Origin of the sequence: Bdellovibrio sp. HCB-162 (genome assembly GCF_047344985.1) — a bacterium.
In the GTDB taxonomy this organism is placed as follows: Bacteria; Bdellovibrionota; Bdellovibrionia; order Bdellovibrionales; family Bdellovibrionaceae; genus Bdellovibrio.
In genome coordinates this window covers 1,686,877-1,701,321 of record NZ_CP178861.1, presented here as the reverse complement: position 1 = coordinate 1,701,321, position 14,445 = coordinate 1,686,877, and the positions used below count along the sequence as shown (strand labels likewise).

At 44.3% G+C, this 14,445-nt stretch carries 13 protein-coding genes; 5 read left to right on the top strand and 8 right to left on the bottom strand.

Features of this window, described 5'->3' with window-relative positions; all coding sequences use genetic code 11:
* Window positions 1-197: 197 nt before the first annotated feature.
* Together ACLSSO_RS08380 and ACLSSO_RS08375 are read right to left on the bottom strand one after the other, a co-directional pair.
* Window positions 198-671, bottom strand: coding sequence for a peroxiredoxin (locus tag ACLSSO_RS08380; RefSeq protein ID WP_295906253.1), 474 nt, complete (start codon window positions 669-671; stop codon window positions 198-200).
* Entirely contained in the window at window positions 661-1,746 is a 1,086-nt protein-coding gene (locus ACLSSO_RS08375; protein ID WP_413944671.1) for a hypothetical protein, read from the bottom strand. The genes ACLSSO_RS08380 and ACLSSO_RS08375 overlap by 11 nt, the downstream gene beginning before the upstream one ends.
* A gap of 210 nt (window positions 1,747-1,956) precedes the next feature.
* On the opposite strand from ACLSSO_RS08375, the gene ACLSSO_RS08370 reads away from it, so the two are divergent.
* On the top strand, window positions 1,957-3,621 hold the full coding sequence (locus ACLSSO_RS08370) for an AMP-binding protein (protein WP_295906046.1): 1,665 nt from the start codon (window positions 1,957-1,959) through the stop codon (window positions 3,619-3,621).
* A 94-nt stretch (window positions 3,622-3,715) separates the two neighbouring features.
* Here the strand turns inward: ACLSSO_RS08370 and ACLSSO_RS08365 are convergent, their stop codons facing one another.
* Window positions 3,716-4,093, bottom strand: coding sequence for a high-potential iron-sulfur protein (locus tag ACLSSO_RS08365; protein ID WP_295906043.1), 378 nt, complete (start codon window positions 4,091-4,093; stop codon window positions 3,716-3,718).
* A gap of 235 nt (window positions 4,094-4,328) precedes the next feature.
* Here ACLSSO_RS08365 and ACLSSO_RS08360 point away from each other — a divergent pair, with 235 nt between their 5' ends.
* On the top strand, window positions 4,329-5,093 hold the full coding sequence (locus ACLSSO_RS08360) for a murein L,D-transpeptidase catalytic domain family protein (protein WP_413944670.1): 765 nt from the start codon (window positions 4,329-4,331) through the stop codon (window positions 5,091-5,093).
* Here the strand turns inward: ACLSSO_RS08360 and ACLSSO_RS08355 are convergent.
* Window positions 4,986-5,456 (bottom strand): MerC domain-containing protein, encoded by a 471-nt coding sequence (locus ACLSSO_RS08355; protein WP_413944669.1) that lies wholly within the window; start codon window positions 5,454-5,456, stop codon window positions 4,986-4,988. The genes ACLSSO_RS08360 and ACLSSO_RS08355 overlap by 108 nt on opposite strands.
* 101 nt (window positions 5,457-5,557) lie before the next feature.
* Here ACLSSO_RS08355 and ACLSSO_RS08350 point away from each other — a divergent pair, with 101 nt between their 5' ends.
* Window positions 5,558-6,970, top strand: a complete 1,413-nt coding sequence (locus ACLSSO_RS08350) for a protein adenylyltransferase SelO family protein (protein WP_413944668.1) — start codon at window positions 5,558-5,560, stop codon at window positions 6,968-6,970.
* Here ACLSSO_RS08350 and ACLSSO_RS08345 read toward each other — a convergent pair.
* From ACLSSO_RS08345 to ACLSSO_RS08330, 4 genes are all read right to left on the bottom strand, one after another.
* Complete coding sequence (locus tag ACLSSO_RS08345) at window positions 6,967-10,068, bottom strand: efflux RND transporter permease subunit (protein ID WP_413944667.1); 3,102 nt, start codon at window positions 10,066-10,068, stop codon at window positions 6,967-6,969. The two genes, ACLSSO_RS08350 and ACLSSO_RS08345, sit on opposite strands and share 4 nt — an antisense overlap.
* Window positions 10,069-10,070: 2 nt before the next feature.
* Window positions 10,071-11,507: a TolC family protein gene (locus ACLSSO_RS08340; protein WP_413944666.1), complete on the bottom strand. Its 1,437-nt coding sequence runs from the start codon at window positions 11,505-11,507 to the stop codon at window positions 10,071-10,073.
* Window positions 11,504-12,151 carry a TetR/AcrR family transcriptional regulator gene (locus tag ACLSSO_RS08335; protein WP_413944665.1) on the bottom strand — a complete coding sequence of 216 codons (648 nt, stop codon included), beginning with the start codon at window positions 12,149-12,151 and terminating at the stop codon, window positions 11,504-11,506. Before ACLSSO_RS08335 ends, ACLSSO_RS08340 begins: the two co-directional genes overlap by 4 nt.
* A 148-nt stretch (window positions 12,152-12,299) precedes the next feature.
* A complete protein-coding gene (locus ACLSSO_RS08330; RefSeq protein WP_413944664.1) occupies window positions 12,300-12,494 on the bottom strand; it encodes a hypothetical protein in 195 nt (64 codons plus the stop codon).
* 297 nt (window positions 12,495-12,791) lie between these two features.
* On the opposite strand from ACLSSO_RS08330, the gene ACLSSO_RS08325 reads away from it, so the two are divergent.
* Together ACLSSO_RS08325 and ACLSSO_RS08320 are read left to right on the top strand one after the other, a co-directional pair.
* Complete coding sequence (locus tag ACLSSO_RS08325) at window positions 12,792-13,670, top strand: DUF1524 domain-containing protein (RefSeq protein WP_295905561.1); 879 nt, start codon at window positions 12,792-12,794, stop codon at window positions 13,668-13,670.
* A gap of 1 nt (window position 13,671) precedes the next feature.
* Window positions 13,672-14,349: an RluA family pseudouridine synthase gene (locus tag ACLSSO_RS08320; protein ID WP_413944663.1), complete on the top strand. Its 678-nt coding sequence runs from the start codon at window positions 13,672-13,674 to the stop codon at window positions 14,347-14,349.
* Window positions 14,350-14,445: the final 96 nt, after the last annotated feature.

The window sequence follows — 14,445 nt, the reverse complement described above, 5'->3', positions numbered from 1 at the left end:
TATAAATAAAAAAAATGCAGACGGTTTGCGCTTTACTAAGAAAGCGACAAGATAAGAATGATCCCCTTACGGGGTGGTCGTAGAGAAACTAAGAATGAGGTTTAAGAAAACAGAAAAACTCATGCTCCGAAAATAACATAAGCCATGACAAGACCCCAATAAATAATTTTTGGGGTCCTTATAAGAAAAATTTTGGTTTACTTGAGGCCTTTAAGGAATTGCAGCATTTCCGCCGCATGACCTTGGGCTTTGATCTTACGAAATTCGCCGACAAGTTTTTGATCTTCATCAATAATGAAAGTACTGCGCTCAATGCCCATGACTTTTTTGCCGTACATGTTCTTTTCTTTGATCACATCGAAAAGCTTGCACACTTCTTCGTCTTCATCGGAAAGCAATTGAAATTTAAAATCGTATTTGCAGATAAATTTATCGTGGGATTTCAAACTGTCGCGAGAAATTCCCACAACTTCTGCATTTTGTTTTTTAAACTGGGAAAGCATGTCATTAAATTCAATGCCTTCTGTCGTACACCCCGGAGTGCTATCCTTCGGGTAAAAATACAAAATGACTTTTTTACCTTTATAATCAGAAAGAGAAAACTCTTCACCACTGGAAGAAGCGATTTTAAAATTAGGAACTTTTTTACCTAACGCGATTTTAGCGGCCATAAACGCCTCCTGCTGCGGGTTGTGTTGGTGGCACAACGTCTCGCGGCTGTTGTGCACCGTCTTGCTGTGGAACCTCTTCTATCATTTCATGATCTTCAGGAACAGGTCCTTGTTGATTTTGTTGTCGCTGCATCATCACATCGGGGTCCACCACTTGATCACGAGGTGGCGGCAAATGAAGCGGTGTCAATGCTGGCGGTTCGCCTTCTTCGGGAACCATCGCTCCCGGAGGCATGACCTGCACAGCTCCCCCTTCCGGAGGCAACGTCAATGGCGGAGCCCCCGGTGCTCGCTCTTGTTCACCGCCTGGCTGTTGTGCCGTGTTTGGTGCTGCCGTTGCTTTAGGTGTCGGCGAAGGTTTTGGAGTCGGTGTTGGTTCTGGAGGATAAAGCTCTGTTTCGGTGACATAGATTTTTCCTTCCATGGGAATATCCGCTTCAATCTTACGAGTGTCAGAAAGATTTTCGTAAACCTTGCCACGCAGTTTGATCAAGTTTTTTCCCGCTTTTTCATAATCGTAAACGTCCAAACGGATCATTTGTTCTTTGGTGCGATCTTGCGACCAGTCTTTACATTTAAGCTTCTGCAATTGCCCCTGTTCATCGCCATTAAAAGTACATTGGATACGTTTGTTCAAAACCGTTGCACCAAGCCCCAGGATTTCCTCTAAGTTTTCGGGAAAGAACGTGGCTTGAATTTCTTTAAGACTAGGAGCTGAAAACTCAGCGATCTTTTTCGCAGCGACTTTTTCACTGCACTTTTCAAAAATTTCGGCCTTTTGCGGGAATCTGTTCGCCCCCAGCACATCGCGTTTTACCAAATAGCGATCGCAACTGAACATAGACTTATTCGTGAGCTTGATATTTTGTGAGGCCAACAAAGCTCTTTGAACTTTACCAAAGGGAGATTTTCCGACGGGAGGACGTTCATTGGTCAGCACCCACCAGGCTTCACGATGAATGGCGTCTGCCTGTTCGAAATAACGCGCGAACACATCGAGACTTTTGTCTTTGCTCGACGCATCTTCCTTAGGCGGGATAATAACTTTTTGCACCGCTTTGGGTGCTTCTTCCACAGGAGAAGTCTTCTTTTCCTCACGGGAAAAACAAGAAGCCAAGGATAAAAAAAGTCCGACCAGGACCAGTTGTCGCAGCAATGCCATCCCCTCAATTTTTGCAAATACCTTTTGCGAAAACAAGATTTGTTTCGCGAATTTACTTTACCCAACCTGAATACTTACTCTATCCTTTCTAAGAACAGATTTTATGAGCATCAGGAGGGAAGAATGGAAAAGATTTGGCTAAAAAACTATCCAAAAGGCGTTAGCCCTGAAGTGGATGTCACAAAATACACTTCCCTTGTCGATATGTACGAAGAATCCGTTCGCATGTTCACTTCCAAAAAAGCCTTCACGAACATGGGAGTAAGTCTCACCTTCTCAGATTTAGATCGCAAGGTGGATCAATTTGCTTCCTTCCTGCAAAACGAACTGAAACTAAAAAAAGGCGATCGTATCGCGATTCAAATGCCGAATGTTTTGCAATTTCCTGTGATTGCGTTCGCAGCTCTTCGCTCAGGCCTGACAATCGTTAATACGAACCCACTTTACACAGCAAAAGAGATGCAGCATCAATTTAAAGACTCAGGCGCTAAGGCGGTTGTGATTCTTGCCAACTACGCCCATCTGCTTGAGCAAATTCTTAAGGACACAAACATTGAAAGTGTTGTGGTTACAGAGATCGCGGACCTCTTCCCGACTCCAAAAAGAATTCTTGTAAACTCTGTTGTGAAGTACATCAAAAAAATGGTGCCGCCTTACAATCTTCCACACGCTTATACATTCCGTCAGGCGCTGGAGTTGGGCGCAATGAAACCTTCGCAAAGAGTGCCAACGACGTTGGATGATATTGCGTTCCTTCAATACACAGGCGGCACGACTGGAGTTGCAAAAGGAGCGATGCTTCTTCACCGCAACGTGCTTGCAAACGTCATGCAAATCCGCGACTGGATGCAGCCGAAACTTCGCGAAGGCGAAGAAGTGGCGATTGCCGCTCTTCCTTTGTATCACATCTTCGCTTTGACTTTGAACTGCTTGGGACTTCTTCGTTATGGCGCAGAAAATATTTTGATCACGAATCCTCGTGATATTCCGGGCTTTATCAAAGAACTCAAAAAGACACCATTCACGGTCATGGCCGGCGTGAATACTTTGTTCAACGCCTTGATGAACAATCCCGAATTTATGACGGTGAATTTCAGCCGCGTAAAAGTGAGCGTCGCTGGTGCAATGACTTTGCAAAAATCTGTTGCTGAAAAATGGATGGAGCTTACAAAATCCGTGATCGTCGAAGGCTACGGCTTAACGGAAGCCTCCCCTGTTGTGTCTTGCAATCCCATTGATGGTACAGACAAAGTAGGATCTATCGGTCTTCCTTTCCCTAGCACGGATGTAAAGCTTGTTAACGATGATGACCAAGAAGTTCCAATGGGAGAACCTGGAGAACTTGTTTGTAAAGGCCCTCAAGTGATGGCAGGTTACTGGAATCGTCCGGATGAGACAGCGAAAGTTCTTAAAGATGGCTGGCTGAAAACAGGTGACGTGGCTGTTGTCGATGCTGACGGTTTCTTTAAGATCGTCGATCGCAAAAAAGATATGATCTTGGTTTCAGGCTTTAACGTTTATCCAAACGAAGTGGAAGAAGCGATTGCTTCTCACCCTGGAGTCTTGGAAGTAGCTGCGATCGGTGTTCCCGATGAACACTCTGGAGAAATCGTGAAAGCGGTTGTCGTAAAGAAAGATCCAAACTTGACGGCAGAAGATGTGATTGCACACGCTCGCAAAAGTTTAACAAATTATAAAGTGCCACGTTTGGTAGAATTTAGAACAGAGCTTCCGAAAACAAATGTCGGAAAAATCTTACGTCGTGCTTTAAGAGAAACGACTAAATAGATCGGCGGCCGCCGGCAGAGCGAAGCGGTCCCCGGACCGCGAAGCTGGAGCAATAAAAAAAGGGGCTTTAAAAGCCCCTTTTCTTTTTGAAAGCTTAAGCTTTCTTATTCCAAGAAGCGCACCAAGCATTCGCGTAAACAAGTTTACCAGCGAAGATAGTGCAAGTTCCTGCTTCCTGACCGTTACGAGTTTCTTTTTTAGCGTAGAAACCGCAAGTCGCACAATGATTGCCTTTTGCTTCCGGTGATTTCTTGTGATCTTCAATATACTTTACTGCTTTTGCAACTGAGTCATTTGGATCTACCATTGGCATAGCGCCACCGGCTGCCGGAGCACCACCACCGCGTTTTTTCTGAGCTTGCGCTTGAGAAGAAAACACACTTGTTAGAACCGCAGGAGCTACGAAAGTCACACCTGCAATTTTTGCCATTGTTGAAAAGAAACCGCGACGATTCATTTTGTTATCGATCATGTTGCCTCCAAAAAATTTATTCTCAACTACCGATACTATTACTTTTCATTTGGTTTTCAATTGTAAATTTGCAGAAGATCCAGGTTGCTGCATGATGTGCCACACTTTGCTGCACTTCTGCCGTGATCTGTCGCCGTCACTGCTGACAGCCATTGCTTCAAAGAAATTAGACAGCCAACACGGACTAAAGTACTCGGCATAGACATTGATATTGTATTTTGCGGGGGAAATGGGGATGAAATCTTTAGTATGTTTTGCCGTCTTACTTTCAACGTCTATGTGTTTTGCTGATTCTTGGTACACGAAAAAGATCGAGGGGAAACTGCTCTACGATCTCTACAAAGACTCCGGTGTACCGAAGGAAGCTCTTGAAAGAACTTTTGAATTTCTCGACATCAACGATCAAAAAGAATTTAAAGTAAAACTTTATGACGAACCTACGACAAAGAAAATCGCCAATAAAAACTATGCTGTTATTATTGATTACTCCAAACCCTCATCCTCTCGCCGTCTGTATTTACTGGACCTGAAGAAAGGCACTGTTGAGAAATATTATGTAGCTCACGGCGTGAATAGCGGCGAAGACGAGGCCGTCAGTTTTTCTAATCAAATTGATTCTAAAAAATCCTCTTTAGGATTTTACATCACGGGTTCCACTTATGAAGGAAATCATGGCGAGTCTTTGTATTTGCACGGACTTGAAAAATCCAACAACAATGCTTTTGAACGTTCGATTGTCATGCACGGGGCTTCTTACGTTTCTATGGATTTTTTAGAGCAATACGGGCGCATGGGACGAAGCTGGGGATGCCCAGCAGTATCAGAAGCGATCAGCCAAAAAATCCTGCCATTGATCAAAGGCGGAGCCGTGCTCTACGCCTATCACAAAAGTTTAATGAGCGTGACACAGGCAAGCCCGACGGTTCAAAACGTGAGCCGTGATAAGGAACAAACCGCCGAAGATAGTCACGAGGTCGTACCCGAAGAACTCAACCCATGAGTGAAGAGCGACAGAAGCTCCTCCCACCATCAAAAGACCCAATACGCCTAAAGCAAAGACTTTGGCTTGGCGATGATGTCTATAGCCAGACCAGAAAGCAAAAAGACCCACAGGAATGACAAAGACCGCCATTAAGACATGAACCCAGTCTTGTTCAAATACTTCACCCATCACAGGAAGCGCCAACGCCACCAAGGGTGTTGCCAAACAATGAATCGCGCAAAGACTTGAAAGAAAAATACCGAGCTTATCCCAGCGATCCGTTTGCGCTTCAAAAGTTTCGTGAGCCGAGTGATCCACATCACAGCAGTGAGTTTCAACTTTTGCGGGAGCAGAAGGCTCGGAAAGGATACGTTCGTCCACGAGATACCACCTTTGAAACTCTGTTTTCTTCTAAATGCAAGTAATTGTCAACTAGGGAAAACTCATATTGCGTTTCCGTGAACTTAGTTCCATAAAAAGGAGTGTCATTAACAAATACTCTCCCCATTTACGAATTAGGCCCTGATTTCTACGATGAAGTCGCAGCTGCACGTTTTCCAGAAGCTATTTTACGCTATCGCAACCAGGCGGCGGCAAAGCAAATCGGCTTGGACAACCTAACTGCTGAGCAGTGGCAAAAACACTTCTGGGCCTTTGAAGCGGTACCGGAAAATATCAAAACACCTTTGGCACTTCGTTACCACGGCCATCAATTCCAGACCTACAATCCACAACTCGGCGACGGTCGCGGATTTTTATTTGCACAGTTTCAAACACAAGATCGCCTTTTAGATTTAGGCACTAAAGGAAGCGGACAAACACCCTACTCTCGCAATGGCGATGGCCGATTGACTCTTAAGGGAGCTTTCCGCGAAATTCTTGCCACCGAACTTTTAGAATCCTATGGAGTGAACACAAGCAAAACTTTTTCCGTTTTTGAAACAGGAGAAAGTCTTGAGAGACACGACGAACCTTCACCGACTCGCGCTGGAGTTCTAGTTCGCTTAAGTCATAGTCATATCCGCTTTGGAACTTTTCAAAGACTTGCGTTCTTGCAGCAACCTGAAAATATCAAAAAATTATTAGCGTATTGCGTGAAGCACTTCTACCCGACTCTTGAAAATCATCAGGATCAAGAACAGGCTGCCTTATTCTTACAAACGGTTTCACAAAGATTGGCCAAGTTGGTCGCTTCATGGATGATGGCAGGATTCGTTCATGGCGTCTTAAACACCGACAATATGAACATCACCGGAGAAAGTTTCGACTACGGCCCTTATCGTTTTCTTCCGACTTATGATCCAAATTTCACGGCGGCTTACTTTGACCATTCAGGTCTTTATTCATTCGGTCGTCAGCCTGCCAGCGTTCTTTGGAATTTGTATCAACTGGGTGGCGCTTTGAAGGTGGCTTACCCTGATTTGCCACTGGATGAATTGCTTGAAGGCTTCGCTGATGATTTTAACTATGAAATTCATCAAGAACTTTTAAAGCGTTTGAATTTGCGAAATCCCATGCAGGACCCGGCCGCGATTCAAGAACTCAACGTCGATCTTGTCAGTCATCTTTTCCAATTTATGGAAAAAGAAAAATGTCTTTTTGAACAAACGATGTTTGATCTGCACTCGGGTGGCATTCGCGAGCGCTTAGCTCGCTCTCCGCAAGGAGAACTTTATCAGAAAGAATCTTTCGCAAAGTTAAAAGACACACTGGAATGTTTTGAGGTCGCATCGGAAGAAAAAGCACAGCATGCTTATTTCAAGCAGCCGAAAGCCTGTTCTCTTTTAATTGATGAGTTGGAAAATATTTGGAAGCCCATCGCCGAAAATGACGACTGGACTTCCTTTGAAGAAAAGCTCACGGAAATCCGGAGCTTCCGTGGAGTTTACTCTTAAGCTTGATAACCTGTGATCTTCGCAAGTTTTGCGCGGAACCACATTTTGAAGTCTTCAATAAATCCGAACGCTGCTGGCACGATCAAAAGTGTCAGCAATGTTGAACTCACTAGACCGCCGATGATCGCAATACCCATGGACGTTCTCATCGCTGAAGCTTCGTTCAGACCAATCGCAATAGGAATCATACCCGCAATCAAAGCCAAGGACGTCATCAAGATCGGACGAAGACGCGTGCGACAAGCTTTCAACAACGCCGTATTTCTGTCTAAACCTTCATGGATCAAATGGTTCGTGTAGTCCACAAGAAGGATCGAGTTCTTCGCCACAACCCCCAAGAGAAGCACGATACCAATGAGCGAGAAGATATCGATCGTCTTACCAAAGATCAACAAGCCCAAGAAAGCTCCCGTCATGGCCAGTGGCAATGCCAGTAAGATCGCAAATGGCGTGATGAAACTTTCGTACAAGCTTGCAAGAACAAGATAGATGAATGTGACACCTAAGAAAATCGCTAGCAACATGTTTTCGATCAACTCTTTAAAGTCATCGGCTTGACCTTGGAACTTGTAATCAACTCCTTGCGGAGGTGGAAGTTCTTGTTTGATGATCTTTTCAATCTCTGCCGAAATCGTTCCCAAAGCACCGCCCTTAGCTAAGTTTCCAGAAATTTGGATATAGCGGCCTTTGTTTTGACGATTGATCTGCGAGTAACCAAACGCTTCTTCTCCTTGCGCAATACGCGAAAGAGGAATCATGTTGAAGTTCGCATTGGGTACAAGTGTCGATGCAAACTGGGTTCTTAAGTCACGGAACATTTCTTCAAAGCGCACACGCACTTTGTAATCGATTCCGTTTTCGCGGAAGATTGTTTGCTCATTACCTTCGGTGCGGTTACGGAGCTCCCCGCCGGCTGTGACTGTTGAAACTCCAAGCGCTTCTGATTTCTTACGATCAAACACGACGTGGAACTCCGGTTTTCCAGAACGGAAGTTTGTATCGACGTCAACCAGACCTGGAATCTTCTTCATTCTTTCAACAAGTTTCACAGCGTAGGCATTGAGCTCTTCTAAGTTTTCCCCTTGAATATTGACGTTCAAAGGCTTTTGACCTGAGTTCACGGCATCAATATCACCAAGAGCCACAATGGCTTGACCTTCAAACTCCGCAAGTTTTTTACGAAGAGTTTCTTTATAATCCGTTGTCGACATACTGCGATTTTTTCTTTCAACCAGACGCACGAACAAAGAAGACTTATTCGCTTCATTGTTGGCATTCCCGACAATCGCAAGAACCATATCAACCGCTTTGTCATTATCGAAAATCTTTTCGATCTTTTCCGTGAACGTACTTGTTGCCATCAAAGAAGAACCCACTGGCAACTCGATATTCACCATGAACTCGCCGTTATCCGGAGACGGTAAGAATGTTTTAGGAATAAACGCAATCGTCACCAAAGATCCAAAGAAGATCAAAGTTCCCGCCAGAAGAATTTTCTTCGGGTTGTGCAAAGTGTATTTCAATGCGCCTTCGTAAATATCTTCAAGCCATGTCTGGAAGCGATCAAAGCCCGCCAGCATACGGCCCACAATGCCATCACCTTTGTTGTGTTCATTCGGGTGAGCCATGTAGGCTGAAAGCATCGGCGCCACCGTAAAGGCGTCAAACAACGAGATCAACATCGTAAATACGACCGTTAAACCGAACTGTTTAAAGAATTGTCCAACGATACCTTGTAGGAAAGAAATCGGACCAAACACCGCGATCACAACCAATGTTGTCGCGATAACGGCCATGGCCACCTCTTTAGTTCCATCCAAAGCGGCGTCTTTTGGTTTCTTACCCATTTCCAAGTGACGGAAGATATTTTCCCGCACCACGATCGCATCATCGATCAAAAGACCTACTGCCAACGAAAGGGCCAAAAGAGTCATCAAGTTGATCGTAAAACCCATCGCATACATGATCACGAAACCACCCAGCAATGAGTTCGGAAGCGCCATGGCCGTAATAAATGTCGAACGCGCAGAACCCAGGAAGAAGAACACCACGATCACGCAAAGAATAATACCGATGATGATAGATTCTTTAACGTCGTAAACGTTCATCTGAATAGGACGAGACGTATCACGCACCATCGTTACGTGACCTTGGATGTTTTTTTCTTTTAACATCAGGTTCACTTTTTCAATGTTCTTTTTTACGTTCTCAGCAACCGCGACTGTGTTTGCGCCACGCTGCTTGTACACGTTCATCAAAAGAGCTTTTTGTCCCTTGATACGACCCATTGTTTTTTGATCTTCAAGACTGCGCACCACGCGACCCACGTCTTGCACCAAAACCGCTTTATCCGAACCCACGAAATTCACGTTCACTTCAGCGATCTGTTTTAAGGAATCAAACTCCCCGTTTGTACGAAGAGTTGTTTCCGCTTTTGGATTTTCAATTTTTCCAATTGGGATGTCTTTTGAAGTATCCAAAATACGTTGCGACACTTGAAGCATTGAGATTTTGCGATCTTGCAGTTTGTTTTTATCGACAAGAACGTGGATCTCTTGCTTGCGACCACCAAAGATGTCCACTTGTCCAACGTCTTTAATACGTTCAAACTGCGGCTTGATAACTTCATTGGCAAGATCGTACGCTTTTCCGTCGTCCATTTCAGATGTGATTGCTAGTGTTACAATCGGCTGATCGGCAGGGTCAAAACGGCGAATCACAGGCTCGTAAATATCTGTGGGAAGATCACGACGGATATTCCCGATACGGTTACGCACCTCTTGCTCGACCTCTTTGATGTCCGTTCCTAATTGAAACTCAAGAATGATAACGGCAACGCCGTCCAGATTGTTGGACGTTAACGTTTTAAGACCGGAAATACTTCCGACTTCATCTTCGATCAGTTTTGAAACTTGTTTTTCCAAATCCAGAGGCGAAGCTCCAGGATAAGTCACCTGCACGAACAAGACCGGAAAGGTCACGTCCGGGAACATATCCACAGGCATTTTCCTTAAAGAGAAAGCCCCCAGAATCAACATCAAGATGACAATACAAGAGATAAAAATCGGTCGTCGAATAGACAGACTTGGTAAATTCATGGTTACTTCTCCTCAACAACGATAAACAATCGTCCTTGAGCCTCCATCTTTCTTTGTTCAGATTTCAATTTGCTTAAATTCAATTCTGCTGTGCCCGCGTCTTCTTCGGCCGTAATCACATTCGCTGTGATCGAGCGACCTTTGTTGAATAAGTCTGTTTGAGCTTTCGCCGCCGCCGATTGCAAACGAGAAATTTCCGTCGCGGCTTCAATACGCTTACTCATTTCTGAGTAACGGCGATTGAGTTCAATCCACGAACTTTCGCTTTCAAGCATTTTACGTTCGCTTTGCAGCTTCGAAGCGAGAGCCGCTTTGCGAGAAGCTTCGCGAGCTGCGTTTTTAGGTCCCATGTCGAATGGGTACGTGAGCTTTAATCCTACTTTTGTCGTCGGACGTTCAGTGTCTGTCCAATTTTGAGTAGCCTCCGGCATATCCTTTTCAACAGCATTCGTATTGTACGACCCTGACAAAACTAGGTCTGGACGAAGCTGATCTTCTGTCTCACGAGCTTCCAAAGATTTAGCTTTCGCATCTAATGATGCGAGATAAGCATCGAGAGCCATAACCCGACGACCACCGCTTCCACCGCCGTCGACCATCGAAGTTAACGAACGACGTTCAGAAATATTTCCTGTAATTTCAGGAAGTGCCTTATCATCTTTATACTCTAAAAAATCACGGATGTTTCTTTTTGCAGCAGCCATATCGTCTTCGGCAGAAATCAACTGCAACTGACGAGCGGACACCAATGCTTGAGCGGATAGCAGATCCGCGCGATCACTGATTCCATCGTTCACGCGACGGCGTGTCCAAGCTTCGATACGACGAGCTCTCTCTAAAGATGCTTGGCTGATTTTGAGATTGTCATTTGCATAAATATAATCCCAGTAAGCGGCTTCCGCATTTACCAATAATAACTTCTTTTGCAAATCAAAGCGACCTGCCGCTGCCGCAGTAGAAGCCTCTTGACGGTCCCAACGAAGACGAGTGGCATTTCCAAAAAAATCTTTCCAGAGTGATTGACTTAAACCTACTCCCAATGAACCCACACCAAATTTTTGCAAAGTCCCAGCTTGGGGCCCTTGAATTCCAGTATTTTCAATTTCATAAGTGCTCGCAGTGATACTCGCCATAGTACCCGTCGAAAACTTCTTCCCAAGCCCTAACGAATAACTTGTTGTCTTCGTTTCCGTAGAACCCAAAAGCGCAAACTGACTTAAAGGACTTTTGTCATTGATATAACCTGCTTCCGCCGTTAGAATGGGAACAAGCTCAACGTCACCGGCCTCTTTCGCCAGTTCGACCGCTTCGGTAGAAACCTGCAATGCCTGCACAGATTTATTATTCGCTTCAACAGCTTTTAAGTACTCTTGCAAAGTCATCGCAAAAGATGGGGATTGCCACGCCAAAATAAGACCTATTACGGCTCCCTTTTTCATTTTAAGATCCCTTCTAAATACAACATTGAAATTTGATTTTTAAATTCTTGTCGATGCTCCGGCATTGCATAAAGCCCTTTATTCCACGAGCAATTGCAATCGAGCATATTGAAATAACCCATCACACTTTCCACCAAACAAATCAGGAAAAAGCGCGGATTGATTTTTTCTTTCACCACTCCAGCCTGTTGGCCGCGAGCGATGATGGTTTCTAATTTTTCTCCCGCAGTAGTCATCATGGTTTCATGAATCTCGCGAGAGAACGGAAGCCCCGAAAGCTTTTCGCGAGTCATGATCTTTGCGATATGAGGATTCGCCACACGCATGTCGATCAAGGTTTCGATCAATGAATCCAACGCGCGATGAATGCTTTCCGCACACACCTCGGTTTGTTCAAATTCATTAACGACGGTTTCAATTTTTGAAAACACGTGCAAGACGAACTCTTGAATGACCGTACGATAGAGGCTTTCCTTGCCACCAAAATAGTAGCTGATAAGACTCAAGTTCATTCCGGATTCTTTGGCGATATCGCGAGTGCTGGTTCCGTGCAGACCTTCATTGGCGAAAAGCACGGTGGCGGCTTCGATAATTTTTTGCCGTGGTCCCAATTCTTCGGGACTGAGCTCTGTTATTTGATTCATTGGCAAAACGTAATTTAAACATTTGATTTAATCAAACGTTTTAATCAACTGATTAAGTCCTAACAAAAAACAAACACAGACTGAGTTGATAAAAATAAAAAACCCCTGATTTCTCAGGGGTTTTAAAAATTCAAATTGAAAGCGCGGACTATTTAGCAGGTGCGTTTTCTGCCTTTTCACAATCAGCACATTTCTTATCCAAAGCGCATTCGCCGCCTTTGCACTCTTTTTTAGCTTCTTTGTGAGCTCCGCATTTGCAACCTTCATGAGAATGAGTTGAGTGAGCACACGCGCCCATCATAAGTGCCGCTGCAGAAGCCAAAACGATCATTTTGAAATTCATAGATGTTCTCCTTAAGTATATGTCGGATGTCTTTAAGCTTAGCGAACAATGGATGGGATACAAGCACTCTTTTGCCCGAGCGCAGCAATATATGAGCCGGACCCTATATATTCTTCACGCGAATAATATTATGCACCAAAGTAGATATTAATTCTGAGTAAGTATTGAGCAAATAAGCCTGTTATAAGGCACTTAACGCTCAGCATGTAAAAACAACAAAATCCTGACATATTGTTTTGTTGAACAAATCCCCGACTTAGTGGTTATATGTGTCCGATTCGCGGAGGGGGACCGAGAATGAAACACTTAAAGGCCATGATTCTGATCATGACACTGTTGACGGCAAAGGCTTTTGCCGAGACCGCGCAAGCAACAACAGCTCCGTCAAAACCTCAAAAAACTTTTAGTGAATACTACACTGTCGACGAAAGACCTTCTGGTGGTGCTGCCGCTGCAAAGTCTTACACTTACACCGATTTCTCCCCAGATCTTGGCACTCACCAATTTGTTCAACTTGCGAAAAAACTTGTGATCAATCTTTTGAAGTGGTCTTTGCACGAAGAGCAACGTCCTCTTCCTCAAGAAGACTACATCCGCAAACTTCATTTCGGCCGCTGGATCAACGATCCCACTGACGACACTTGCATGAATACGCGTGCGAAAGTTCTTGTTCGTGACAGTGAAGATGAAGTCACTTATCGCAACGACAAAAAATGCGTTGTTGAAGCCGGTCGCTGGTATGACAACTACACAAATCAAGAGCTGACATCTTCCCGTCAAATTCAAATCGATCACCTGGTTCCACTTAAGAATGCTTACCTTTCTGGTGCCTTCAAATGGGACTATAAAACACGCTGCCTGTACGCGAACTACATGGGCTACAAAGATCACTTGATCTCTGCAGAGTCTCATCAAAACATGGCAAAAGGTGATCGCGGTCCTGAGGGCTATCTTCCTCCGGAACTTTCTTATCGTTGCCAATACGTAAAAAACTGGCTGACAGTGAAATTGATCTGGAGACTCAATATGACTCCAGACGAAGTTCAAGCGATTCACGAAGTCGTTACGAACTACAACTGCAAAATGTCTGATTTCCGTATCACTGAAAAAGAACTCGATGAGCAACGTCAGTACATCAATGACAATCTCGAATTCTGCATGATCAATAAAAGATAAGATGACGTTTCCTATCCTCTTTGAGGACGAATACTTTATAGCTGCGGAGAAACCTTCAGGTCTTCCTTCGCAGCCCACTGTCGACAAACGACGCCCTGATTTTTTCACACAATTAAAAAAACAACTGCAAGAAGAACGCGGCAAAGATTTTTACTTGGGTCTTCACCACCGTTTGGACCGCGACACCTCCGGCGTGATGATTTTCACGAAAAACAAAATCGCCAACGAACCATTGGCCGAGATGTTTAAGAAACATCGAATTCAGAAGACCTACATCTGCCTCACAAAACTCCACAAGTGTCCTGAGCAATGGGAAGTGCAAAATCATTTAGCGGAAGTGCGCGATCCGATTTTAAAAAAAATGAAGATGAAGTCGGTTCGGTCTGGTGGAGACAAAGCCCACACTTTGTTTCGAAAACTTCAGACATTTAAAAAAGGTCTTTTGATCGAAGCCAAACCTCTTTCAGGTCGCATGCATCAGATTCGTGTCCACCTTGCCGAAGCGGGCTTAGGAATTTTTGGTGATGACATCTACCCGTCTCCACAAACTCCGCAGGCACCAAGGCTTATGTTACATGCTTTGAGTCTGGAGTTTACTCACCCATTCACTCAGGAATTTTTAAAAATCGAAAGTTCTATTCCGTCAGACATTGAAGAGTTTGAGAAAAAATTAAGTTAATGAAAACTCACTAATTTGCTGATTATTTTAGCAATTTCCAAATAGCGTTACTAACTCACAGGGTCTGCTATTGACCTTTGTGACAAGAAATGTTCA

Excerpts from the sequence above, each read along its gene's own strand:
- ACLSSO_RS08380 (WP_295906253.1), bottom strand. The coding sequence starts at position 671 with ATGGCCGCTAAAATCGCGTTAGGTAAAAAAGTTCCTAATTTTAAAATC.
- ACLSSO_RS08370 (WP_295906046.1), top strand. The coding sequence starts at position 1,957 with ATGGAAAAGATTTGGCTAAAAAACTATCCAAAAGGCGTTAGCCCTGAA.
- ACLSSO_RS08365 (WP_295906043.1), bottom strand. The coding sequence starts at position 4,093 with ATGATCGATAACAAAATGAATCGTCGCGGTTTCTTTTCAACAATGGCA.
- ACLSSO_RS08360 (WP_413944670.1), top strand. The coding sequence starts at position 4,329 with ATGAAATCTTTAGTATGTTTTGCCGTCTTACTTTCAACGTCTATGTGT.
- ACLSSO_RS08345 (WP_413944667.1), bottom strand. The coding sequence starts at position 10,068 with ATGAATTTACCAAGTCTGTCTATTCGACGACCGATTTTTATCTCTTGT.
- ACLSSO_RS08340 (WP_413944666.1), bottom strand. The coding sequence starts at position 11,507 with ATGAAAAAGGGAGCCGTAATAGGTCTTATTTTGGCGTGGCAATCCCCA.
- ACLSSO_RS08335 (WP_413944665.1), bottom strand. The coding sequence starts at position 12,151 with ATGAATCAAATAACAGAGCTCAGTCCCGAAGAATTGGGACCACGGCAA.
- ACLSSO_RS08330 (WP_413944664.1), bottom strand. The coding sequence starts at position 12,494 with ATGAATTTCAAAATGATCGTTTTGGCTTCTGCAGCGGCACTTATGATG.
- ACLSSO_RS08325 (WP_295905561.1), top strand. The coding sequence starts at position 12,792 with ATGAAACACTTAAAGGCCATGATTCTGATCATGACACTGTTGACGGCA.
- ACLSSO_RS08320 (WP_413944663.1), top strand. The coding sequence starts at position 13,672 with ATGACGTTTCCTATCCTCTTTGAGGACGAATACTTTATAGCTGCGGAG.